Source organism: Pseudomonas sp. MYb185, assembly GCF_002979975.1.
In the GTDB taxonomy this organism is placed as follows: domain Bacteria; phylum Pseudomonadota; class Gammaproteobacteria; order Pseudomonadales; family Pseudomonadaceae; genus Halopseudomonas.
Genome location: NZ_PCQD01000002.1, coordinates 299398 through 323618, shown reverse-complemented (window position 1 = coordinate 323618; position 24221 = coordinate 299398). Strand labels below are relative to the sequence as shown.

21 protein-coding genes are annotated in these 24221 nt (G+C 62.9%); 20 read left to right on the top strand and 1 reads right to left on the bottom strand.

All coding sequences use genetic code 11. The features are described from left to right. The 5 genes from CQ007_RS04005 (at nt 1) to CQ007_RS03985 (ending at nt 7159) form a co-directional block, all read left to right on the top strand. On the top strand, nt 1-1086 hold the full coding sequence (locus CQ007_RS04005; RefSeq protein WP_105643625.1) for an alkene reductase: 1086 nt from the start codon (nt 1-3) through the stop codon (nt 1084-1086). Then, entirely contained in the window at nt 1083-2939 is a 1857-nt protein-coding gene (locus CQ007_RS04000; RefSeq protein ID WP_105643624.1) for a long-chain-acyl-CoA synthetase, read from the top strand. Before CQ007_RS04005 ends, CQ007_RS04000 begins: the two co-directional genes overlap by 4 nt. Beyond that, nucleotides 2939-4030, top strand: a complete 1092-nt coding sequence (locus tag CQ007_RS03995; protein WP_105643623.1) for an MBL fold metallo-hydrolase — start codon at nt 2939-2941, stop codon at nt 4028-4030. Before CQ007_RS04000 ends, CQ007_RS03995 begins: the two co-directional genes overlap by 1 nt. A gap of 46 nt (nt 4031-4076) precedes the next feature. Then, nucleotides 4077-5654 (top strand): DUF1302 domain-containing protein, encoded by a 1578-nt coding sequence (locus tag CQ007_RS03990; protein WP_105643622.1) that lies wholly within the window; start codon nt 4077-4079, stop codon nt 5652-5654. A 122-nt stretch (nt 5655-5776) separates the two neighbouring features. Further along, complete coding sequence (locus CQ007_RS03985) at nt 5777-7159, top strand: DUF1329 domain-containing protein (RefSeq protein ID WP_105643621.1); 1383 nt, start codon at nt 5777-5779, stop codon at nt 7157-7159. A gap of 114 nt (nt 7160-7273) precedes the next feature. Here the strand turns inward: CQ007_RS03985 and CQ007_RS03980 are convergent, their stop codons facing one another. Further along, nucleotides 7274-7993 (bottom strand): hypothetical protein, encoded by a 720-nt coding sequence (locus tag CQ007_RS03980; RefSeq protein ID WP_105643620.1) that lies wholly within the window; start codon nt 7991-7993, stop codon nt 7274-7276. A gap of 263 nt (nt 7994-8256) precedes the next feature. Between CQ007_RS03980 and CQ007_RS03975 the strand changes: the two genes are divergently transcribed. The 15 genes from CQ007_RS03975 to CQ007_RS03905 all read left to right on the top strand — a co-directional run bounded on the left by CQ007_RS03975 (nt 8257) and on the right by CQ007_RS03905 (nt 24220). Further along, complete coding sequence (locus CQ007_RS03975; RefSeq protein WP_105643619.1) at nt 8257-9468, top strand: thiolase family protein; 1212 nt, start codon at nt 8257-8259, stop codon at nt 9466-9468. 2 nt (nt 9469-9470) lie between these two features. After that, nucleotides 9471-10409 carry an OB-fold domain-containing protein gene (locus CQ007_RS03970; RefSeq protein ID WP_105643618.1) on the top strand — a complete coding sequence of 313 codons (939 nt, stop codon included), beginning with the start codon at nt 9471-9473 and terminating at the stop codon, nt 10407-10409. Nucleotides 10410-10594: 185 nt separating this feature from the next. Then, nucleotides 10595-11494 carry a VOC family protein gene (locus tag CQ007_RS03965; protein WP_105643617.1) on the top strand — a complete coding sequence of 300 codons (900 nt, stop codon included), beginning with the start codon at nt 10595-10597 and terminating at the stop codon, nt 11492-11494. Further along, nucleotides 11494-12369: a CoA transferase subunit A gene (locus tag CQ007_RS03960; RefSeq protein ID WP_105643616.1), complete on the top strand. Its 876-nt coding sequence runs from the start codon at nt 11494-11496 to the stop codon at nt 12367-12369. Before CQ007_RS03965 ends, CQ007_RS03960 begins: the two co-directional genes overlap by 1 nt. 12 nt (nt 12370-12381) lie before the next feature. Next, nucleotides 12382-13191, top strand: coding sequence for a CoA-transferase subunit beta (locus CQ007_RS03955; protein ID WP_105643615.1), 810 nt, complete (start codon nt 12382-12384; stop codon nt 13189-13191). Further along, complete coding sequence (locus CQ007_RS03950; RefSeq protein ID WP_105643614.1) at nt 13188-14084, top strand: enoyl-CoA hydratase; 897 nt, start codon at nt 13188-13190, stop codon at nt 14082-14084. Before CQ007_RS03955 ends, CQ007_RS03950 begins: the two co-directional genes overlap by 4 nt. Further along, nucleotides 14084-15208 (top strand): nitronate monooxygenase family protein, encoded by a 1125-nt coding sequence (locus CQ007_RS03945; RefSeq protein WP_105643613.1) that lies wholly within the window; start codon nt 14084-14086, stop codon nt 15206-15208. The genes CQ007_RS03950 and CQ007_RS03945 overlap by 1 nt, the downstream gene beginning before the upstream one ends. Further along, complete coding sequence (locus CQ007_RS03940) at nt 15205-15957, top strand: enoyl-CoA hydratase family protein (RefSeq protein ID WP_105643612.1); 753 nt, start codon at nt 15205-15207, stop codon at nt 15955-15957. The genes CQ007_RS03945 and CQ007_RS03940 overlap by 4 nt, the downstream gene beginning before the upstream one ends. Before the next feature lie 9 nt (nt 15958-15966). After that, the gene (locus tag CQ007_RS03935; RefSeq protein WP_105643611.1) at nt 15967-17133 is read left to right on the top strand and encodes an acyl-CoA dehydrogenase; all 1167 of its coding nucleotides are present in this window, start codon (nt 15967-15969) and stop codon (nt 17131-17133) included. 10 nt (nt 17134-17143) lie between these two features. Next, nucleotides 17144-18202: an acyl-CoA dehydrogenase family protein gene (locus tag CQ007_RS03930; protein ID WP_105643610.1), complete on the top strand. Its 1059-nt coding sequence runs from the start codon at nt 17144-17146 to the stop codon at nt 18200-18202. A gap of 3 nt (nt 18203-18205) precedes the next feature. Beyond that, the gene (locus CQ007_RS03925; RefSeq protein WP_105643609.1) at nt 18206-19357 is read left to right on the top strand and encodes an acetyl-CoA C-acetyltransferase; all 1152 of its coding nucleotides are present in this window, start codon (nt 18206-18208) and stop codon (nt 19355-19357) included. 193 nt (nt 19358-19550) lie between these two features. After that, nucleotides 19551-20768 (top strand): helix-turn-helix transcriptional regulator, encoded by a 1218-nt coding sequence (locus CQ007_RS03920; protein WP_146114539.1) that lies wholly within the window; start codon nt 19551-19553, stop codon nt 20766-20768. Between the two features lie 175 nt (nt 20769-20943). Next, complete coding sequence (locus tag CQ007_RS03915) at nt 20944-21828, top strand: SDR family oxidoreductase (RefSeq protein WP_105643608.1); 885 nt, start codon at nt 20944-20946, stop codon at nt 21826-21828. 15 nt (nt 21829-21843) lie between these two features. Beyond that, nucleotides 21844-23025, top strand: coding sequence for an acyl-CoA dehydrogenase family protein (locus CQ007_RS03910; RefSeq protein ID WP_105643607.1), 1182 nt, complete (start codon nt 21844-21846; stop codon nt 23023-23025). A gap of 10 nt (nt 23026-23035) precedes the next feature. Then, complete coding sequence (locus tag CQ007_RS03905; protein ID WP_105643606.1) at nt 23036-24220, top strand: acyl-CoA dehydrogenase family protein; 1185 nt, start codon at nt 23036-23038, stop codon at nt 24218-24220. Nucleotide 24221: the final 1 nt, after the last annotated feature.

Genomic DNA, 24221 nt, shown 5'->3' with positions numbered 1-24221 from the left:
ATGAATCCATTACTGCAACCCACCCATTTCGGCGAGCTGCAACTGGCCAACCGCATTGTCATGGCACCGATGACCCGCAGCCGTGCCGACAGCGAGGCAGTGCCGACGTCGGTCATGGTCGAATACTACGCACAACGCGCATCGGCCGGCCTGATCGTCGCCGAAGGCACTTCACCCTCGGCCGATGGCCTGGGCTACTGCCGCACCCCGGCGATCTACAGCCAGGCGCAGATCGATGCCTGGCGCCAGGTCACCGAGGCGGTGCATGCCGCCGGCGGTCAGATCGTGCTGCAGTTGATGCACTGCGGACGCGTGGCCACACACCACAACAAACCCGCTGGCAGTCGTACCGTGGCACCCTCGGCGGTGCCGGCGCAGACCCAGTTGTTCACCGATGTGGTGGGCATGGCCGATACCGATATGCCCGCCGCGCTGAGCCGTGAGGATATCCGCCAGGTCATTGAAGACTACCGCCAGGCGGCGCTGAACGCCCGCGAGGCCGGTTTCGACGGTGTTGAACTGCATTGCACCAGCGGTTATCTGCCGATGCAGTTCATGTCGCAGAACGCCAACCTGCGCACCGATGAATACGGCGGCAGCGTCGACAACCGGGTGCGCTTTGCGCTGGAAGTGCTGCAGGCCATGGCCGAGGCCATCGGGCCGGGCCGGGTCGGCGTGCGCTTCTGTCCCGGCAACAAGTTCAACGACATCGCCGACAGCGATCCGGCGGCAACCCTGGATGCGCTGCTGCGTGGGCTGGACGGCCTGCAGCTGGCCTACCTGCACATCATGCGTGCGCATACCCGCAAGATCGATGCCTTCGCCGTGGCGCGTGCCGCCTTCCGCGGACCACTGATCGTCAATGATGGTTTCGAGCCTGACAGCGCCGAGCAGATGGTTGCCGATGGCCTGGCCGACGCCGTGTCCTTCGGTCGCCATTTCATTGCCAACCCGGATCTGGTGGCGCGCATTCGGGACGATCTGCCGCTGGCTGAATTCGACCGCCACACCCTGTATTCCCCCGGCCCCGAAGGATACATCGATTACCCCACTGCGGACGCACGCTCTCTGGAGGAGTTGTCATGAGCACATCCCTGGCACAACAACAAGAAACGGTCAGCCACAGCCTGCCCACGCGCGAACAGACCCAGGCCAAGCTGGACCTGCGCTCGGTAGCGGCCAGCCGCATCAAGCCGACGCAGCTTTACACGCTGGCAGACCGGCTGGAGACCCAGGTGGAGCGCTTCGGCGAGCGGGATTTTCTGGTCTATGGTGAGCAGCGCTTCAGCTACCGCGAGGTGGACGAGCGCGCCAACCAGTATGCCAATACCTTTCTGGCCCGCGGCATCAAGCCCGGTGATGTTTGTGCCATGGCCATGGAGAATCGCCCGGATTTCTTCTTCTGCTGGTTTGGCCTGACCAAGATCGGCGCCGTCACGGCCTTCCTCAACTACCACCTCAATGGCCGGGCCCTGCTGCACGCGCTGCAGTCCACCGCGGCCAGGGCGGTGGTGATCGGTGAAGAATGCCTGGGTGGCTTTCTCGAGACCGAACAGACCGCCGACTATCCGCGCTGGCTGGTGACCGACACGGAGAAGCCGGTGGATCGCGCCGCGCTGCCGGCAAGTCTGGATCAGCAGTTCCATACCCAGGTAATGGATGCTTCGCGTGAGCGTCCGGACGTCGCCCTGCGTGCCGGCATCAAGGCCGAGGATGACATGCTGTACATCTTCACCTCGGGTACCACCGGGCTGCCCAAGGCGGCGAAATACAGTCATATGCGCTGGATGACTTCCGGTGATGTCATGGAAGTGACCCTGGGAGTCACCCCCGAGGATATCTTCTACTGCTGCCTGCCGCTGTACCACGGTGCCGCCGCTACCTCGGTGACCTCCACCGCGCTGGCCGCTGGCGCATCGATCGTGTTCCGCCGCAAGTTCAGCGCCAGCCAGTTCTGGCAGGATATTCGCCAGCACCGGGTGAGCATTTTCCAGTACATCGGTGAGATCTGTCGCTACCTGCTGAACAAGCCGGCGCAGCCGGACGACCGCTCCCATGGTCTGCGCTGCATGCTCGGTGCCGGGTTGAGCAAGGATGTGTGGAGCCGTTGGATCGAACGTTTCGGCGAGCTGGATGTGTTCGAGGGGTGGGGCGCCACCGAGGCCAATGCTGCGGTACTGAACGTCGATAACCGTGTCGGTTCCTGCGGTCGGGTGCCGTTCTGGGACAAGACCAATCTGCGTTTGCTCAAGTACGACACTGGCACGCAGACCCACCTGCGTGATGCCGAGGGGCGCTATATCCACTGCCAGCCGGGAGAAGTCGGCGAGGCAGTGGGCATGATCATCAACCTGCCGGACATCGGCGCCGGGCGCTTCGAGGGCTATACCTCGGCCGAGGCAACCGAAGGCAAGATCCTGCGCAATGTATTCAGCGACGGGGATGCCTGGTGGGCCTCCGGCGACCTGCTGCGTTACGACGAGGATGGCTACTGCTATTTCGTCGACCGCATCGGTGACACCTTCCGCTGGAAGAGCGAGAACGTCTCGACCCTGGAAGTGGCCGATGCGCTGGGCGACTTCCCAGGTCTGGAACTGATCAATATCTACGGAGTGCGGGTGCCGCAACACGAAGGCCGTGCCGGCATGGCCGCGGTGCTGATGCAGCCGGGGCAGGATTTCGACCCGCAGGCCTTCTTCGCCTTTGCCAGCCAACGCCTGCCGCACTACGCGGTGCCGGTGTTCGTGCGGGTATCGGCCATGGCAGACATGACCAGTACCTTCAAGCTGCGCAAGATCGACCTGCAACGCCAGGGCTACAACCCCGAGCTGTTCGACGATCCGTTGTTCATCAAGGATGACCAGGCCGGCAGCTATGTGCCATTCGATGCCGAGGCGCTGGCCCGGGCCGGCCTACCCGCATTCGTCGGAGAAACCTGATGAGCGGCCTGGATCTGCACCAACAGGATGTCAGGGATAGCCTGAGCTTTCCCTGGCCCGAACCGCCACAGCCGGGACATACCCAGGAAGTGGCGCCGGGTGTGCTATGGCTACGCATGCCGCTGCCGTTCGGCCTGGATCACATCAACCTGTACCTGCTGCGTCATGAGCATGGCTGGGTGGTGGTGGATACCGGGCTGAACACGCCGCAGAGCAAGCAGGTCTGGGAAAGCGTGTTCGCCGAGGTGTTCTCCGGTGCGCCGGTGCTGGCAGTCATCGTCACGCACTTCCACTATGACCACAGCGGCCTGTTCGGTTGGCTGGTGGACCGCTTCCAATGCCCGGCCTACATGAGCTTCGGTGAGTACCAGTCGATGTTCGTTGTCCCACCCAAGGGGGATGAGCCGAACTGGGCATTCTCACAGTTCTATCAGCGCTGCGGCCTGAGCGAGCAGGAGGTGACCGAGTTCCAACCCATGCTCAGCCAGATGTCCTATGACATCGACGCACCCACCAGCTTCCGCCGGTTGCGCGAGAACGACCTGCTGAAGATCGGCAATCGTTGCTGGCGGATCGTCATCGGATCAGGGCATTCACCCGAGCATGCCTGTCTCTACAACGAAGACGACCAACTGCTGATTGCTGGTGACCAGATCCTGCCGCGCATTACTTCCAGCGTCTGCGTCAATGTCAGCGAACCGGAAGCCAACCCGTTGGGTGACTGGCTGGCCTCACTGCGGCGCTTTCGCAATCTACCCGACTCGGTGTTGGTGCTGCCGGCCCACGAGCGGCCCTTCCACGGCCTGCACCATCGGCTGGGTCAGTTGCAGCAGCATCATGACAGCCATCTGGAAGCGCTGGTGGCGGCGCTGGATCGGCCGAAGACAGTGGCCGAGCTGCGCCCGGTGCTGTTTCCAAGAATTCGCGGCAGTTTCGATCTGCTGATGGCCATCGGGGAAACCCTGGCCCACATCAATTTCCTCAGGGACGAGGGAGTGCTGACCCGCACTCTGGACGGCGAAGCCTGGCGCTTCGGCCTGTCCAGCAGTGGGGGACAGACGTTTGTAGCAACTGAAGACATCCATGTTTAACAAAAAACAACAGGCAAGTTGTTTCACCTGAACGCAGGAGTTCGTTATGAAGAACAATAACAAGAAGGTCATGCAGCGGAGCTCGACAGGGTTTGCGGTCGCCTCACTGGCCATCGCCATCGCCGCATTCTCTTCCCAAGACCTACAAGCCGGCGAGACATTCCGCTTTGACAACGGAGCGACTATCGACTGGTCGGTGACTACCAGTTACGGTATCGGTATTCGCATGAAGAATGCCGACTCCAAACTGCTGGATGGCCAGGCCAACGCCGATGACGGCAACCGCAACTTCGACCGTCACTCACTGACTACTCACCGGGCTACCGCGCTGGGTGAACTGATTCTGCGCAAGGACAACTACGGTGCGGTGCTTCGCGGTAGTACCTTCTACGATGACGTCTACCATAGCAAGAACGACAATGACTCGCCCGGCACGGTCAACAAGGATGGCGAGCACGACCGCTTCACCAGCGATGCGAAGAAATACTCTGGTGGCCGCAGCCGTTTTCTGGATGCCTACGTATTCGGTGACTTCGACCTGCCCAACCGCCAGCGTCTGGGAGTCAAGGCCGGCCGGCATATGGTGGCTTGGGGTGAAGGTCTGTTCTATCCCGGGGTGAATGGGGTACAGGGCCCGGTGAACGTGGTCAACGCCGGTCAGCCGGGTATCGAGGTCAAGGACATCATGCTGCCGGTTGGCCAGGTATCGGCCAGCTGGGAGGTCAATCCGGACTTCGGTCTGTCCGCCTATGTGCAGTATGAGTGGAAGGGCAATGAACTGAACCCGGTGGGTTCCTTCCTGTCGACCTCGGATGTGACCGGGCCGGGGCGTGAGTTCATGATCCTTGGGCCAGGTTTCAATGCGGCATACGCTGGTACCAATGAGCCGCGCGATAGTGGCCAGTATGGTATTCGAGCCATGTATCGACCGACGCTGACCACCGAGCTGGGCTTCTTCCATGTCCGCTATCATGATCGCAATCCTGCCGGTGTAACCATTGCTCCGACTTTCCAGAGCTATGAAATTGAATATATCGAAGACATCAAACTGACCGGTATGAGCTTCTCCACCAGCGTCGGTGATACCCAGGTTGGCGGTGAATGGTCCTACCGCACTGGTGCACCCGTCCTGCTGGCCGGTAACCAGTTGACCACCGGCTCCGGTCAGCAGATGCAACTGAGCTTTATCCGCGCGTTGGGTGACATGCCCTGGGCCAAGTCGACCACGCTGATGGGCGAAGTGGTGCACGTGCGCGCCGATGACGTGGACAAGGTCGGCGACAACAAGGACTACACCTACAAGACCGATACCTCCTGGCAGACCAAGACCTCCACGGCCTACACCCTGCAGGCGGTATTGTCCTACCCGGGCGTCTTCTCCGGCTGGGATCTGAACATACCGGTGAACTGGGCGCATGTGGTCGAGGGCAATACGCCGCTCAAGGGCACCATCTCGGCAGGTCAGGGTGACAAGCGCATGTCACTGGGGGCGACCTTCAAGTACCTGGGTAACCTGGAGCTGAATACGACCTATACAGCGTACCTGTACTCGGGTGACCCGGGCCGCAACCGCATGCTGGCTGACCGTGACTATCTGACATTCTCGGCCAAGTACTCTTTCTGAATGAATACGAAAGCGACTTTCAGCGCCAGCCTGTCGGCTGTTTAGTCTGATCAGACGATGAGCCGATAGCTGTTGACGCAATAATGGATGAAGGTCGCGCTTACCCTGTGGAGATAAGAATAATGAGTAGACATGGTGTAGTAGTTTCCCTGGCCGCCGCCATCAGCATGGCGTTTGCAGGCCTTGCCAATGCCGCGGTTTCACCAGAAGAGGCGGAACGCCTGGGTCAGGATCTGACCTGTGTCGGCGCCGAACGTGCCGGCAACGCCGCCGGCACCATTCCCGAGTTCAAGGGCCTGTATGTGGGCAAGGTGCCTGGCTGGGATGCGCCGCCGCACAGTGGTGCGCATCCGGTCGACCCTTATGCGGCGGATCAGCCGATCCTGGTGATCACCGCTGCCAACATGGCTGAACATGCCGAGCAACTGACCGAAGGTCAGCAGGCGATGTTCAAGCGTTACCCGGATACCTACAAGATCAACGTCTATGAAGGCCGCCGCGAGTTCGCCTACCCCGAGGTGGTGTGTGAGCGGGCAAAGTGGAACGCGCTGAATGCCCAGATCGTGGATGACGGTTTCGGTTATACCGGTCTGGGATATGTACCTTTCCCGATTCCGAAAAGCGCTATGGAAGTGCTGTGGAACCACCAACTGCCGTTCCGTGCCTGGACCCAGGATGAAATTCGCGATATTGCCTCGGTAACCGCCAACGGCAGTATCGGTTGGGGCCGCTCGCATGGTCGATGCCTGGCACCGCCGATGGATCCGGATCCGAATCTGCGTCCGCATACCGACGATGGTGTATCGGCCTATTGCACCACCGAGGTGCTGTTGCCGTTGCGCGAGCGGGGTAACACCTCGCTCAACCATGAGCCCTACAACTACAAGACCGCACCGCGTACGGCCTGGTCTTACAACACCGGCACACGGCGGGTACGTCTGGCTCCGGGGTACGGCTATGATCAGCCGCTGGGTGGCAGTAACGGCCTGATGACCATCGACGAGGACCGTCTGTTCAACGGCGCGCCCGACCGCTATGACTGGAAGCTGATCGGCAAGCAGGAAGTCATCGTGCCCGCCAATGCCTACAAGGTACATGGCAAGGATGTGAAGTATGACCAACTGCTGACAGTCAATCATCCCAATCCGGACTACCTGCGTTATGAGCTGCGCCGGGTCTGGGTGTTGGAGGCCACGGTCAAGTCCGGTAGTCGCCACGTATACGGCAAGCGCAAGCTGTTCCTCGACGAGGATACCTGGCACGCGGTACTGGCAGATAACTACGACAGTCGAGGTGAATTGTGGAAGCATGCGATCGTCAACTACTACTACCATCCCGATACCCAGGCATGGCAGGCGGGTGCAGCGTTCTTCCATGATCTGAACAGTGGCGGGTACGTCGGTTACACGCTATCCAATGAGCGCCAGCGCGCAGCGATCCTGAACAAGGGGGAAATGGACCCGACCCAGTTCACTCCTGACCGTCTGCGGGCGATGGGCCGTTGAGGTGATGTGAGGAGACTGACTGCAATCGCATTACGCTGGTTGCAGTCGCATTGATAAAAAGCCGAGTCGCATAATGCGACTCGGCTTTTTTTTGCAGGATATTCTAGGGCTATTCTATTGCTCGGCAACGTTGTCCGAGGTATCCAGCACTCGACTCAGTTGATCACCGAAGGCTCTGGCGTTGCGAATGAGTACGATGGGCGCGAAAGCATTGCCTGAACGGGTACGGGTCCAGCCGTCGTGGGTATCGGACAGCGCGTGGTGCAGCATGACCCAGCGCGCCGACAGGCTGTTGTCGTCGCTGCCGACCAGAATGTCCGCCAGTTGCTGGTCAAGTTGCGGCAGTAGCTCATGGGTATCGGTGGTGTAATAGCGGCCCGGTTCATGGGAGTTGGGCGACGGATTGCCGATATAGCTGCTGAAGGCATAGCGCATGGCCAGATACTCCGCAGCCAGCAGCGGCAGGTAGGGAGCGTCGGTATCCGGGTTGTGCCAGTTGTCGATCAGGATGATCGCCTGTTCATGCAGCTGGTCCAGGTCCTCGGTGGTCGGTGGGTGGCCCTTTTCCAGTGCACTCAGGGTGAGCTTCAGGGTTTCGGGGTAGCCGTTGTGAGTATGACCGGCCTGGGTCAGCAGTTGTTGCAGTTGCTGCATATCCTGCTGCAATTCCTTGCGCTGCAGTGAGTACATGCCTTCAGCCTGTAGTTGCAGAGTCAATGTCAGCGAGCGCAGGGTGTCGCGCTGCAGTTGGACATTGTCCGGCAGGGCAGCCTGGGCGCAACTGCCGAGCACGAGACCGCTGAGCAGCAGGCCATGGGATATTCTTCTTATCATGGTGGCGTCCTTGTAATGGTCAACTATCTGGCCGGGACTGCCTGGCGATGACCTCCGGTACGTTGCATCGATCCGGCGCAACGCAGGTAAATGCAGACCAGCCGGCGCCGATGATCAGATAAAACGGCGACAGCGTCCTAGTCCGTTTGGCCAGCGGTCTGGAGGAAAATGCTCCAATGTAGGCCTTATGGACGATGAAGCAGGTCAGGCTGACTCTGACAATGAAACGCAACCGAGTGCAACCGCCTGATGGGAGGACAACCATGGGTCTGAAAGGGACGGCCGCCATTGTCGGCGCCGCACAATACAAGCCTGAAAAATACGCCACGGCGCCGCAGATGTTCCATCTGGAGCAGGTGGCGGACCTGGCGGCGCAGGCATTGGCCGATGCGGGGCTCAAGGCCAGCGATATCGATGGCCTGTGCATCAATGGGCCGCATTTCCATGAAGCCTCCAGTTTCGTGCCAGCCATGGCTGCCGAGTATCTGGGGATTGCGGTCAACTTCGCCGAGGTGGTCGACCTGGGTGGCACCACCGCAGTCGGCATGATCTGGCGTGCGGCAGCCGCCATCGAGCTGGGTATCTGCCAGGCGGTGCTTTGCGTGATTCCACAGCGCATGGCACCGTTCGGGCCGGACGATGACCCTTCGGCCATGGCCCGGGCCATGCGTTTCGGTGGCCACAGCACCCAGTACGGTGCGCCGGAGGCCGAGTTCGATCTGCCTTACGGACATATGGGGCAGAATACCGGCTACGCAATGATCGCCCAGCGCTATGCGGCGCAGTATGGCTATGACCAGCGGGCCATGGCGAAGATCGCCGTGGATCAGCGCTTCAACGCCCAGGCCCACCCGGATGCGATTTTCCGTGGTCAGAACCTGAGCATAGAGGATGTACTCAACAGCAAGATGGTCGCCGACCCATTGCACATTCTCGAGATCGTCATGCCGGTGGCCGGTGGTGCGGCGGTGATCGTCGCCTCCAAGGAACTGGCCATGCGTAGCAAGGGACGCCCGGCCTATGTGACCGGTTTCGGTGAGCGGCTGGGCTACAAATCACCCAGTTACTCGCCGGACATGACCGAGACCCCGGTCGGCCCGGCATCGCGCAGTGCTTTCGCCATGGCCGGGCTCAAGCCCGCCGATGTGCAGGCGGCGCAGATCTATGACTGCTACACCATCACCGTGCTGCTCAGCCTGGAGGATGCCGGCTTCTGCGCCAAGGGCGAGGGCATGCGTTTCATCCTGGAGAACGACCTGACCTACAAGGGCAATTTCCCGATGAATACCCATGGTGGTCAGCTCAGTTTCGGTCAGGCCGGCTCAGCCGGTGGTTTCTCGCAGGTGGTCGAGGCCTATCAGCAGGTGGCCGGCAAGGCCGGTGACCGCCAGCTCAAGGTCTGCGATCAGGTGTTCGTTTCTGGCACAGGTGGTGTCATGAGCGAGCAGGGCGCATTGATTCTTCAGGGAGCTTGAGCATGAGCAACAAACCTATGCCGCTGCCGACAGCGATTTCCGCACCTTTCTGGGATGGCCTGAAGGATGGCCGAGTCATGCTGCAGCAGTGCAACAGCTGTCAGCAGTGGGTGTTCTATCCGCGGCGCCATTGCAGCCATTGCTGGTCACATGATCTGACCTGGAAAGAGGTTTCCGGGGCCGGCTCCCTGTACACCTATACCGTGGCACGTGTGCCGACGCTGCCTGAATTCGCCAGCGCCGAGCCGCAGATCCTGGCGGTGGTGGAGCTGGATGAAGGGGTGCGCATGAACACTACCCTGATCGGCCTCGACCCCGAGCAGATCGAGGTGGGCATGCGAGTCAAGCCGGTACGGGCCCGGGTCAGGGACGATGGCAGTGTGTTGCTGCGTTATACCGGCGTTGACGTCGCGTTGGAGCAGCGGGACGAAGTACCCAAGGCGCCGCCCGCTCCAGCGGCGGATGCCGGGCCGGCCAGACAGAAGATCGATGTCAAGGACATCGCCGCGCTGAAGGCGCTGGTCTCTGATCAGTTCAGTGACTGGAGCAACCAGATCCTGGTGGACCAGGAGCTGATCAACCAGTTCGCCGCGCTGTCCGGCGACGACTACTGGATCCACACCGATCCCGAGCGTGCCCGCAAGGAAAGCCCGTTCGGCGGCACCATCGCCCACGGTGCGCTGGTGCAGGTGCTGATGTCACGTATGCAGGTGCCGCTCGCCTTCGAGGTCACCGGCTTCACCAACATGGTCAACTATGGCTCCGAACGGTTGCGTTTTCCGAGTCCGGTACCGGCTGGTTCGCTGTTGCATTCGCGCACCCGGGTCAAGTCGGTGGAGGCGCTGCCGCGTGGGACCCAGTTGGTGCTGGAGTGCAATATCCACGTCGTCGGCCAGGAGCGCCCGGCGGTGATCAATGAGCTGGTGATCCTGTACATGTAATGCATATGTTGTGCTGTCCGATACCGTAAAGGTTCGGTTTGGTCGTCCCTGGGTAGCCATGGACGACCTTTTTTTTGCCCGTTGCCCTGACCAAAACCCCTTTAGTCTCAATGGACGATGAATGCGCCATGGCCGCGCGCAACAATCCATTCATGCTTTACAGGCCCTGAATGAGGAGTGGCGGCATGAGTGAGATTCGAGCGTTGAGCTATTTCGTTGCGCAGATCGGCGATGTGCAGAAGTGGCAGCACTATGCCGAGAATGTGCTGGGCATGATGACCAGCCCGGCACCCGGCGGCGGGCTGTACATCAAGATGGATGACCGTCCTTTCCGTATGCTCGTTGTCGAAGGTGCGGAGGAGCGCTACCTGGCTTCGGGCTGGTCGCTGGGCAGCAAGCCGGCCTTCGACGCCATGCTGGCCAAGCTGGACGCCACCGGTGTCGAGTACCAGCTGGCAGATTCCGAGTTCTGCGCTCAGCGCAAGGTCAACGAAGCCGCACTGCTGCAGGACCCTGCGGGCAACCAGCATGAGCTGACCTGGGGTTATCTGTCTGACTGCGAGCCCTTTGTCTCGCCGCAGGGCGTACCGCGTTTCCTCACCGGCGACATGGGACTGGGCCATACGGTGTTGCCGACGCCCAACTTCGATGAATGCGCGGCGTTCTACCAGGATGTGCTGGGCTTCAAGATTTCCGACATCTTCAATTTCCGTCCCGTCCCCGACGCGCCTGCCACGCGTATCCACTTCCTGCACTGCGGCAATGCCCGGCACCACAGCCTGGCGATTGCCGAGTACGAGGTGCCGAGCAAGTGCGTGCACGTGATGGTCGAGGTCGATTCGATGACCGAGGTCGGCCGCGCCCATGACCGGCGCGTGGCCCATGGCGTGCCGCTGTCGGCGACCCTTGGCCAGCATCTCAACGACCGCATGACGTCCTTCTACATGAAGACCCCTTCCGGTTTCGATCTGGAATATGGCTGGGGTGGCCTGCAGGTCGACTGGGACCAGCACACCGCCTTTGAATTCACCAAGGTCAGCATCTGGGGACACGATTTCGGTGCTGGCCGTCAGGAGGAGCAGTAATGAACAAGCTGATGACCGCGGCCGATGCAGTGGGCCAATTGCGCGATGGCATGACCATCGGTTTTGGGGGCTGGGGGCCACGGCGCAAGCCAATGGCAATCGTGCGTGAGATCCTGCGCAGCGACGTGAAGGACCTGACGGTAGTCGCCTATGGCGGCCCGGAAGTCGGCATGCTGTGCGCCGCCGGCAAGGTCAAGAAGCTGATCTTCGGTTTCGCCACCATGGACGCCATTCCGCTGGAACCCTATTTCCGCAAGGCCCGCGAAGCCGGGACGCTGGATGTCATGGAGCTGGATGAAGGTCTGTTCCAATGGGGGCTCAAGGCTGCTGCCATGCGCCTGCCGTTCCTGCCGGCCCGCGCTGGTCTGGCCACCGACGTATTGACCCATAATCCGGAGCTGAAACTGATCAGCTCACCCTATGCCGATGGTGAAGTGCTGCTGGCGATGCCGGCACTGGAGCTTGATGTGGCCTTTGTCCACGTCAATCGTGCCGACCGTTTGGGCAACACCCTGATCACCGGTAACGACGTGTACTTCGATCACCATGTGGCACGCGCCTCCAAACAGTGCTTCGTCTCCGCCGAGGTGGTCGAGGAGCGCCTGGAACTGGATGCCGCCACCGCGCGCTTTGCGACCTTCGAGCGTTCCATGGTCACCGGTGTAGTCGAGGCGCCGCTGGGTGCGCACCCCACCGCCTGTGGTCCGGCCTACGGCTGGGACATGCAGCACCTGAAGGACTACAGCGACAGCGCCAGCGAAGACAACGGCTGGCAGCGTTACCTGGATACCTATGTCAACTGCAGCGAAGCCGACTACTGCGAGCGCAACGGCGGTGCCGAGCGCATGGCCAGTCTGCCCCTGCCGACGTTCTGAGGAGTAAAGACCATGAGTTCCACCCCTTTCAGCCTGGCTGAACTGATGATCGTCGCTGCCTCCGAAGCCTGGCGCGACAATGGCGAGCTGCTGGCCTCGGGCCTGGGCATCATTCCGCGGCTGGGCGCCAGTCTGGCAAAGATCAGCCACAGCCCCGAACTGCTGATGACCGACAGCGAGGCATTTCTGGTCGAGGAGCCGATTCCGGTTGGCCCGCGTGGCGACTATGTGCCCAAGTATTCCGGCTATCTGCCCTTCGAGCGGGTGTTCGACTGCGTCTGGCATGGTCGCCGCCACGCCATGGTTGGGCCAACCCAGGTCGACCGCTGGGCGCAGAGCAACCTGTCGGTGATCGGCGACTACGCCAAGCCCAAGGTGGCGATGCTCGGTGTGCGCGGCCTGCCGGGCAACAGCATCAACCATCTCAACTCCTTCTTCATCCCCAACCACAGCAAGCGGGTGTTCGTCGAAGGGGAGGTGGATATGGTCTCCGGGGTCGGTTTCAATCCCGAGCGTTGGGCACCGGGCATGCGCAATGACCTGATGGGTATTGGCCGGGTGATTACCGACCTGTGCGTGATGGATTTCAACGGCCCGGATCATGCGGCGCGGGTGCTGTCGCTGCATCCGGGCGTGGACTTCGAGCTGGTGCAGGAGCGTACCGGCTTCCCGCTGCTCAAGGTCGATAACCTGGGTGAAACCCCGCATCCGACCGCCGAGCAAATGGCGATCATTGCCCGGATGGACCCGCACAACCTGCGTGCCCGCCAGCTCAAGGGCAACCCGGCGGGTATCCGCACGGCAGAGGAGGTGCGTGGATGAGCGAATTCGTCGAGCGTGAGGACACGGCGGTCTATGAGACCGAACAGCCGGTGTCCTACCGGGTGGAGCAGGGCGTGGCGATCGTCACCATGAGTCGCCCGCAGTACAACAACGTGCAGAACTCGCAGATGACCTACGCGCTCGACGATTGTTTTCGCCGTGCCATCAATGATGATGAGGTCAAGGTCATCGTGCTGTGCTCGACCGGCAAGCATTTCTCGGCTGGGCACGATATCGGCACCCCGGGACGGGATGTGACCAAATCCTTCGAGCACAAGCACCTGTGGTGGGATCACACCAACAAGCCGGGTGGTGAGTTTCTCTATGTGCGTGAGCAGGAAGTCTATCTGAACATGTGCCGGCGCTGGCGCGAGATGCCCAAGCCGACCATCGCCATGGTCCAGGGCGGTTGCATCGCCGGCGGACTGATGCTGGCCTGGGTCTGCGACCTGATCGTCGCCAGCGACGACGCCTTCTTCCAGGACCCGGTGGTGCGCATGGGCATCCCCGGCGTGGAGTACTTCGCCCACGCCTTCGAGATGCACCCGCGTATCGCCAAGGAATTCCTCATGCTCGGCGACCGCATGCCGGCTGCCCGTGCCTACGAGCTGGGCATGGTCAACCGGGTAGTGCCGCGTGAGGAACTGGAAAGCGCCACCCTGGACATCGCCCAGCGCATCGCCCAGCAGCCGCGCATGGGCCTGGCGCTGACCAAGCAGGCGGTCAACCATATCGAGGATCTGCAGGGCAAGCGTACCGGCATGGAAGCGGTGTTCGCTTGGCACCACTTCGCCCACGTGCACAACGAGCAGGTCTCCGGCGACAAGCTGGGTGGCTTCGACGGCAAGGCGATGGCCGCGGCGAACAAGGCCCAGGCCGGGGAGCGCGGCTGATGAGCGCCCTGCACACACGCCTGACCGCGGCCCTGGGCTGCCGTTACCCGATCGTGCAGACGGCGATGGGCTGGGTCTCGGACGCCAACCTGGTGATCGCCACCACGCGCGCCGGCGGCTTCGGTTTTCTGGCTGGGGCGACCATCGCCGCCGAGCAACTGGAGGGTGAGATCCAGAAGGTGATTGCCGCCACCGGTGGCAGCAACTTCGGTCTCAATTTCCATATGTTCCAGGATAACGCTGCCCAGTGTGTCGATCTGGCCGTGCAGTACCGCTTGCGTGCGGTGAGCTACGGTCGCGGCCCGGACAAGCACACCATCCAGCGTTTCAAGGATGCCGGCGTGCTGTGCATTCCGACGGTAGGTGCGCTCAAGCATGCGCTCAAGGCGGTCGAGCTGGGCGCGGACATGATCACCATCCAGGGCGGTGAGGGCGGCGGTCATACCGGCGGTGTGCCCACCACCATCCTGCTGCCGCAGGTACTGGCTGCCGTTGAGGTGCCGGTGATTGCCGCCGGGGGCTATTCCACCGGTCGCGGCCTGGCCGCGGCGCTGGCCGCTGGTGCCGAGGGCATCGCCATGGGCACCCGCTTCATGATGAGCAGTGACTCGCCGACGCCGAAGGCCACCCTGCAGCGCTATCTGGCAACCAGGGATACCCAGCAGATCCGCGTCACCCTGGCGGTCGATGGCATGCGCCACCGCATGGTGGAAAACCCCTTCATCAACAAGCTGGAAGCGGCCGGCCCGGTCGGCCGGCTGTGGATCGCGCTGAACAGTGCGCGCAAATGGAAGGCGCAGACCGGCATGACCACCGGGCACATGATCAGGACCTTCTTCAAGGCGATCAAGGACGACCCGGGCGCCATGTCCCAGGTGATCATGGCGGCCAACCAGCCGGTGCTGCTGCAACGTTCGATGGTCGAGGGCTTCCCGGACGAGGGCATCCTGCCCAGTGGCCAGGTGGCCGCAGCCATCGACCAGTTGCAGAGCTGCGAGCAGATCATCCACGAAATCGCTGACGAGGCCGAGGCCTGTCTGCTGCGCCTGTGCCAACGCATGCAGCAATCGCAACAATCCCCGGCGGAGCAGGCCGCCGATCAACACGAGAGAACCCAAGCATGACTACCGCATTCAAGGTGGAAATCAATCAGGGCGTTGCCGAGCTGGTGATCAACAAGCCCCCGGTCAATGCATTGGACAGCAGCGAGTGGCTGGCGCTGGCGGCGCAGATCGACGCATTGGGCGCCGATGAGGCAGTCCGCGTGCTGATCATCCGTTCCGAAGGGCGTGGCTTCTGCGCCGGCGTCGATATCAAGGAACTGGACGCGCACCCGGAACTGATCGTCAAGGTCAACGCCGGAAACTACGCCACCTTCAAGGCGATTCATCGTTGCGCGGTACCGGTGATCGTCGCGGTACACGGTTTCGTTCTTGGCGGCGGCATCGGCATGACCGGTGCGGCGGACATCGTGGTGGCCTCGCGCTGCGCCACCTTCGCCCTGCCGGAAGTGGACCGGGGCGCCATGGGTGGCGGCGCCCACCTGCAACGCCTGTTCCCGGTGCAGAAGGTGCGCTACATGTTCTTCACTGGCGAGACGGTCACCGCACCGGACGCCATGCAGTACGGCTTCATCGAGCGCCTGGTCGAACGCGAGGAGCTGGCCGCCACCGCCCGTGATATCGCCAGCCGCATCGCCGCCAAGAGCCCGGCCATGATCCGCATCGCCAAGGAGGCGCTGAACGGCATCGAGGACGGCAACCTGGAAGACAAGTACCGCTGGGAGCAGGGCTTCACGCTGGAAGCCTACACCCTGCCGGACTCCGCCGAGACCCGTCGCGCCTTCGTTGAAAAGCGCGAAGCCAGCTTCTGAGAGCATGCCATGCAACTGACCTATACCGCCAAACAACAAGCCTTTCGCGCTGAAGTACGCGCCTGGCTGCAGGCCAATGTGCCCAGCCAGCCGCTGGCCAGCTATGACACCCGCGAAGGTTTCGAGGAACACCGTGCCTGGGAAGGCAAACTGTATGAAAGCCGGCTGTCCATGGTCATGTGGCCGGAACACCTGGGTGGACGGGGCTGCGACCTGATCGAATGGTTGATCTTCGAAGAGGAATACTACGCCGCCGGTGCGCCGATGCGCGTCAACCAGAATGGCCAGTTGCTGCTGGGGCCGACGCTGATGGAATTCGGCACCGAGGAGCAGAAACGCCACTTCCTGCCGCGTATCGCCTCCAGTGAGGATATGTGGGCACAGGGCTGGTCCGAACCCGGTGCCGGTTCCGACATGGCAGCGATCCGCAGCAAGGCGCTGCGTGACGGTGACGACTTCGTTATCAACGGCCAGAAGACCTGGTCGACCCGCGCGATCTTCGCCGACTGGATTTTCGGCCTGTTCCGTACCGACCCGCAGAGCAGCCGCCATCATGGCCTGAGCTACCTGCTGGTGCCGCTGGACAGCCCCGGCGTCACCGTGCGCCCGATCAAGGCGCTGAACGGCAAGGAAGCGTTCGCCGAAGTGTTCTTCGACGACGTGCGGGTGCCGGCGAGCAACCTGCTCGGCGCCGAAGGGCAGGGCTGGCACGTGGCGATGGCCACCGCCGGTTTCGAGCGCGGCCTGCTGCTGCGCTCCCCGGCACGTTTCCAGCAGACCGCCAAACGCCTGGTTGAACTCTACCAGGCCAACCCGCAGGTCGCTGAACGTGACCCCGGGGTGCGTGATGCGGTGATCGAAAGCTGGATGGGTGCCGAAGCCTATGCCCAGGCCGCCTATCACACCGTCGGTCTGGTGGAGAAGGGCGCGAAGATCGGGGCCGAGGCCAGCATCAACAAGGTCATCTGGTCCGAGCTCGACCTGAAGATGCACGAGACCGCCATGCGTATCCTTGGCCCGTTCGGTGAGCTGAACGGCTACGCACCGGAGGCAGTGGATCACGGCAACTGGCTGGAAGGCTTCCTGTTCGCCCAGGCCGGCCCGATCTACGCGGGCACCAACGAGATCCAGCGCAACATCATTGCCGAGCGCATGCTCGGTCTGCCGAAAGCCTGAGGACGCCGACATGGACTTTACCTTTACCGAAGACCAATTGGCCTTCCGCGAAGCGATCAGCCGCTTCCTGATGACCGAAGCGCCGCCGGAAATGCTGCGCGAAATCTGGGATACCGACGATGGTCGCTCCCCGGAGTTACGCGGCAAGATGGCCGAGCAGGGCCTGACCGCGCTGTCGGTGCCCGAAGAACAGGGCGGCCTGGGCATGGACGACATTGCCTGGTCGCTGCTGACCCAGGAGCTGGGTTACTACGCCATCGCCGACTCCCTGGCCGATACCGCCTATGTCGCCACTGGCCTGCTCAATGCATTGCCGCAGGGCACGGCGCGCCGTGAGGAGATGCTTGGGCGCATCGCCGAAGGCAATGTGCGCATCGCCGTCGGCCACAGCGTCAACCCGCTGATCGCCGACGTGCACCTGGCCGACGTGGTACTGCTGGAACATCAGGGCGAAGTACACAGCCTGCGCCGCGACGCCATCGGCTACGAACGCAACCCGAGCATCGACAGCTCCCGGCGCCTGAGCCGGGTCAGCTTCACCCCCAGCGCCCAGAGCCTGATCCTTGATGCCGAACAGGGCCGCGCTGTATGGGCCGAGACCCTCAACCGTGGTGCGCTGGCGGTGGCCGGGCAAAGCCTCGGCCTGGCCCAGCGCATGCTCGACCTGTCAGTGGACTACGCCGTGCAGCGCAAGCAGTTCGGCAAGCCGATCGGCAGCTTCCAGGCGGTCAAGCATCACCTGGCCGACGTTGCCGGCAAGATCGAGTTCGCCAAGCCGGTGCTGTACCGCGCCGCCCATGCCCTGGCGCATGGCGAAGCCAGCGCTGACCTGCATGTCTCCCACGCCAAGCTGGCCTGTTGCGAAGCCGCCTGGCTGGCTGCACGCCATGGCATCCAGGTCCACGGCGCCATGGGCTACACCTGGGAAGTCGATCTGCAGATGTTCATGAAACGCGCCTGGGCGCTGGACTCCTCCTGGGGTGATCGCGCCTTTCACAAATCCCGGGTGGCCAACGCCATCCTCGCGCCCGATGCCCACATCGGCCCGCAATTCACCTTTGGGGAATAGAGCATGGCCCAAGCCTACATAGTTGATGCCCTGCGCAGCCCGACCGGCCGGCGCAAGGGCAGCCTGGCCGAGGTACACGCCATCGACCTCGGTGCCCATGTACTCAAGGCACTGGTCGAGCGTAATGCCATACCCGCCGAGGACTATGACGATGTGATCTTCGGCTGCGTCGACACCATCGGCTCCCAGGCCGGCGACATCGCCCGCACCAGTTGGCTGGCCGCCGGCCTGCCGCTGAACGTACCGGGCACCACGGTCGACCGCCAGTGCGGCTCCTCGCAGCAGGCCGTGCACTTCGCCGCCCAGGCGGTGATGAGTGGTACCCAGGACGTGGTCGCCGTCGGCGGCGTACAGACCATGACCCGGATTCCGATCTCCTCGGCCATGCTCGCCGGCCAACCGCTGGGCTTTCCCGACCCGTTCTCCGGTAGCCAGGGCTGGCAGGCGCGCTTCGGTGGCCAGCCGGTCAACCAGTTCTACGCCGCCCAGCGCATCGCCAGCCACTGGAATGTCAGCCGGGCGGATATGGAAGCCTTCGCCCTGGAAAGCCACCGACGGGCCCTGAGCGCGACGGCTGAGGGCCGTTTCGAGCGGGAAATCGTCGCCCTCAACGGGCTGGCAGTGGATGAGACGCCCCGCGATACCACGCTGGAGAAAATGGCCTCGCTGGAACCGGTCGATCCGCAGTTCCCGGATATCACCGCTGCCGTGTCCAGCCAGACCTGCGATGCCTCGGCCGCACTGCTGGTGGTTTCGGAAGCCGCGCTCAAGCGCTACAACCTGACCCCGCGGGCGCGCATCCATAACCTGACGGTACTCGGAGATGATCCGATCTGGCACCTGACCGCGCCGATCGCCGCCACGCGTAGGGCACTGCAGCGCGCTGGCATGAACATGGCCGACATCGACCTGGTGGAGATCAACGAAGCCTTCGCCTCGGTGGTCATGGCCTGGCAGAAGGAGCTGGACTACGATCCGGCGAGAACCAATGTCAACGGCGGTGCCATTGCCCTCGGCCACCCGCTCGGCGCCACCGGTGCACGGCTGATGACCACGCTGCTGCACGAGCTGGAGCGCACGGGCGGGCGTTATGGCCTGCAGACCATGTGCGAAGGTGGCGGGCAGGCCAACGTGACCATCATCGAGCGGCTGTAACAGGCGCCTGGTGCCTCCCATGGCGCCACGGATGTAGCACGCCGGCAGCAAGCCCGGGGTGTAGCGCGCCTGCGTCAGGTGCTGCCCAAATCTGTCGTCGAGTCGGTTGCGACCCGGTCCAGTTGCGGCCGGAGCCGCTCGACAACCCGCCGAGTGATCCATGAATGAGCTGGTTCTTTGCAGGAAGAGGCTGATGTCAGATCGTGTTCCGGAACTGTCGCTGGACGAGTATGACCGCATCGTCGGCCGGATCTACTCCGGCGCTCTGCACACAGAGCATTTGTATGATGCGCTGGAGGAGTTGCGGCTGCTGTTTGCGGCCCGTTTCGTTACGCTCATCCTGCATGTAGCCGATGCCGAGGATGTGGCGCTGATGCTGGTTGCCGGCAATCAGGAAGTGGAGGGGCGGGTCGCGCTGTTCAAGTACTTCCCCAGTGACACCCCCCTGGCGCGCTTGCCAGTGGACAAGGTGTACTGCATTGAAGACCTGATGAGCATGACGGAATGGGAAAACAGCCGTTACTACCGCGAATATGCCCGGCCCAGTGATGTCTACCATGTGATGGGGGCGGATCTGGCCACGCAGTCGGGGATCATCGGCTTCCGGGTCGCCCGGGCGCATGGCCTGCCGGCCTTTTCCGCGAATGACAAGGCGTTGTGTACCCGGCTGTTGCCGCACCTGCGTTGCAGTCTGGACTTTCATGATCTGCTGGATCGCCGGGAATCCATGGGCAATCTGTATTCCGAGGCGGTCAATCGCCTGTCGGTCGCCAGCATGGTGCTCGATGAGGCTGGGCATGTGCTGCAACTCAACTCCGTGGCGCGCACGTTGCTGGAGCGGGCCGACGGACTCAAGATGGTCGGCTCACGTCTGGAGGCCAGTTACCCCAGCGATAACCGTGAGCTGTATCGGTTTATCCGCTATGCCGCCGAGTCCCGTGCCAGCCTGGGTTCCGAGCCTGTATCCGCGGCCCTGTCCATCGCTCGACCCTCGGGCCAGGTGGGACTGGGGGTGGTGATAGAGCCGATCCGCAATAGCGGTTGGGTTGAGGGACAGGGCCTGCCCGTGGTCATGATCTATGTGCGTGACGCCATGGGTGGGGTGCAGATGAGCAGCGAGCTGGCGCAGCAACTGTTCAACTTCACACCGGCAGAAACCACCCTGGCCCTGCAACTGGCCAACGGCCTGTCACTGGAGGAAGCCGCGGAAAAGCTCGGTATAACACGCAATACCGGCCGCGCCCACCTGCGCTCCATCTTCGCCAAGACGGGCATCAAGCGTCAGGCCGAGCTGGTCAAGGTGTTGCTCAACAGTATCGTTTCCCTTGGGCTGGGCCAGGTCGTCGAGCTGGAGAAACGCCCCGTGCCAGTGATTATCCAGCCGGAGCAGCGTTTCACGCCGGATGAATAACCCCGCCATCGGCTCACCGCCCAGCGTCGTTGCTCGGTTGAAGGCCGTGGCAATCCGTGTTCCTCGGCCCTTTAGTCTCTATGGACGATGATTGCAAAGGAGCCGCTGGCAACAATCATTCCCCACGCCTGACAGCGCCGTATGGCTGCTCCAGCAAACGAACAGGGGAACAGAGATGGGAATTCTTAACGACAGAGTGGTCATTATTACCGGTGCCGGTGGGGGGCTGGGTGCAGCCCATGCACGGGTATTTGCCAGCGAAGGCGCCTGCGTGCTGGTCAATGATATCAATCGTGACGCCGCGCAGAAGGTGGTGGACGAGATTGTCGCCGCCGGTGGGCGTGCCGTAGTCAACACCTCGGATATCACCAGCTACGCCGACAGCGAGAACGCCGTCAAGCAGGCCATCGAGACCTACGGCGACCTGCACGTGGTGGTCAACAACGCCGGGGTCAACCGCGACCGCATGTTTGCCTCCATGACCGAGGCCGAGTGGGACACCATCATGGCGGTGCATCTCAAGGGCCACTTCTGTATCAGTTCCCATGCCGTGCATTACTGGCGCGACCAGGCCAAGGCCGGCAACAAGGTCGATGCGCGCATCATCAACACCACCTCCGGTGCTGGCCTGCAGGGCTCCATCGGCCAGTCCAACTATGCCGCGGCCAAGGCCGGCATCGCCGCGTTGACCCTCAACCAGGCCGCCGAACTACGCCGCTACGGCATCACCGCCAACGCCGTGGCCCCGGCCGCGCGCACCGGCATGACCACCGCAGTGGAATCCATGGCCACCCGCATGGCCAAGCCAGGCGATGGCAGTTTCGACTACTGGGCCCCGGAAAACGTCAGCTCACTGCTGGCCTGGTTGGCCAGCGAACAGGCAGCCGGTATCAGCGGCCGGGTATTCGAAGCCGAAGGCGGCAGGATCTCCATCGCCGACGGCTGGCGCACCACCGCCGGCGTGGACAAGGGTGCCCGCTGGCAACCGGCGGAAGTCGGCGAAGCCATGCAGGCCCTGCTGGCCAGCGAAGTCCCGGCCCAGCCGGTCTACGGCGCCTGACCCGGAGGAGTCGCCATGGAGTTCCGTTTCACCGAAGAGCAGCAGATGATCCGCGACAGCGCGCAGGCCTTTCTGCAGGATGTATCCAGCTCGGCAGCGGTACGCCAGGCCATGGTCACTGAAGCGGGCTATGACCCTGAACTGTGGCAGCGCATCTGCCAGGAACTGTGCTTCCAGGCCATCAGCGTGCCGGAGCAGTACGGCGGCATGGGCCTGGGCTACGTTGAACTCTGTGCGGTGCTGGAGCAGATGGGCCGGGTACTGCTGTGCTCGCCGTTCTTCGGCACCGTCTGCCTGGGCGTCAACAGCCTGTTGGTCGCGGGCAGTGAAGAACAGAAACAACGGTACCTGCCGGCCATCGTCGATGGCAGCCTGACCGCTACCCTGGCCTGGACCGGCCCGCAGGCGGCACGCCGTGGAGGCCAGTGGGGCTGCGAGGCGGTCAGCGCCACCTGGCAGCGCAATGCCGAAGGCTTCGAGCTGCAGGGTGAGTTGCGCTATGTCATCGACGGCCACAGTGCCGACCTGTTGATCATTGCCGCCCGCGCACCGGGCAGCAGCGGCGGCGACGGCATCGCCCTGTTCGCCGTGCCGGCCGATACCCCTGGTATCGAACGCCAGTGGCTGCCGAGCATGGACCAGACCCGCCACCAGGCCGCGTTGCAACTGAACCAGGTGCAATTGCCGGCCAATGCGCTGATGGGCGAGGCCGGGCAGGGCGCCGCGGCACTGCTCCAACTGATCGACCTGGCCAAGGTGGCGCTGGCCGCCGAGCAGATGGGCGCCGCCCGGCAGGTGCTGGACATGAGCGTTGCCTACATGCAGGAACGGGTGCAGTTCGGCCGCGCTATCGCCAGCTTCCAGGCGCTCAAGCACAAGGCCGCCGACATGCAACTGAAATGCGAAGTGGCGCGCTCGGCGGTGTACTACGCTGCCTGCGTCGCCCAGGAAGCGCTCAGCCCGGAAGGGGACAGCCAGCTCGCCGCCGAACTACCGGAAGCCGCCGCCATGGCCAAGGGCTACTGCTCGGACACCCTGTTCTTCAACGCCGGCACCGCCCTCCAGTTGCACGGCGGTGTGGGCTTCACCTGGGAATACGACGTGCATCTGTATTTCAAACGGGCCAAGGCCAGTGAACTCTACCTGGGCAACGGTGCAGCGCAGCGCGAGCTGATCGCGGCGCTGTTGCTGGACTGAGGAAGCCATCATGAAACTGACATTCAGCGCCGCCGACGAAGCCTTCCGCGAAGAAATCGCCGGCTGGCTGCGCGATAACCTCACCGGTGAGTTCGCCAACCTGAAGTTCCGTGGCGGCCCCGGTGACGAACACATGTTCCCGGCAGAGCGCAAGCGTTGGGAGCAGCACCTGGCCGCCGGCGGCTGGACCTGCGTCGGCTGGCCGAAGGAATACGGCGGTCGCGGCGCCTCGATCGAACAGCAGGTGATCTTCTTCGAGGAATACGCCCGCGCCGGCGGTCCCGGTCGTGTCGGCCATATTGGCGAAGGCCTGGCCGGCCCCACGCTGATCGCCTTCGGCAGCGACGAGCAGAAACAGCGCTACCTGCCCGGCATCCTGTCCGGCACCGAACTCTGGTGCCAGGGATATTCCGAACCCGGTGCCGGCTCGGATCTGGCCAACGTGCGCACCCGCGCCCGGCTGGATTCGGCCACCGGCAAGTGGCTGATCAGCGGTCAGAAGGTCTGGACCTCGCTGGCCCATGAATCGGACTGGTGCTTCGTCGTCGCCCGCACCGCCCCCGATTCCCAGGCCCATCGTGGGCTGGGTTTCTTCCTGGTTTCCATGCACCAGCCGGGCATCACCGTACGGCCGATCGAACAGCTGACCGGCACCTCGGAATTCAACGAAGTGTTCTTCGACGATGCCGTGGCCGCCGATATCGTCGGCGCGCCGGGCGATGGCTGGAAGGTCGCCATGGGCCTGCTCGGCTTCGAGCGCGGTGTCTCCACGCTTGGCCAGCAGATGCAGTTCCAGAACGAACTGGATGACATCATTCGCATCGCCAAGGCCAATGGTGCGGCCAGCGAACCGAGCATCCGCCAGCGCATCGCCGAGGCCCACACCGGCCTGCGACTGATGCGCTACAACGCCATGCGCATGCTCTCGGGCAGCGAGCGGGGCCAGCCTGACAGCTCTGCGCTGGTATACAAGCTGCACTGGTCGAGTTGGCACCGCAATCTCGGCGCCCTGGCGATGGACGTACTCGGCCCCGAAGCGGACATCATCGATGCAGCACCCTATGAACTGACGCGGTTGCAGTCCCTGTTCCTGTTCACCCGCTCGGACACCATCTACGGCGGCACCAACCAGATTCAGCGCAACATCATCGCTGAACGCGGTCTCGGCATGCCCAAGGAAGCCAAAGGCAGATAAC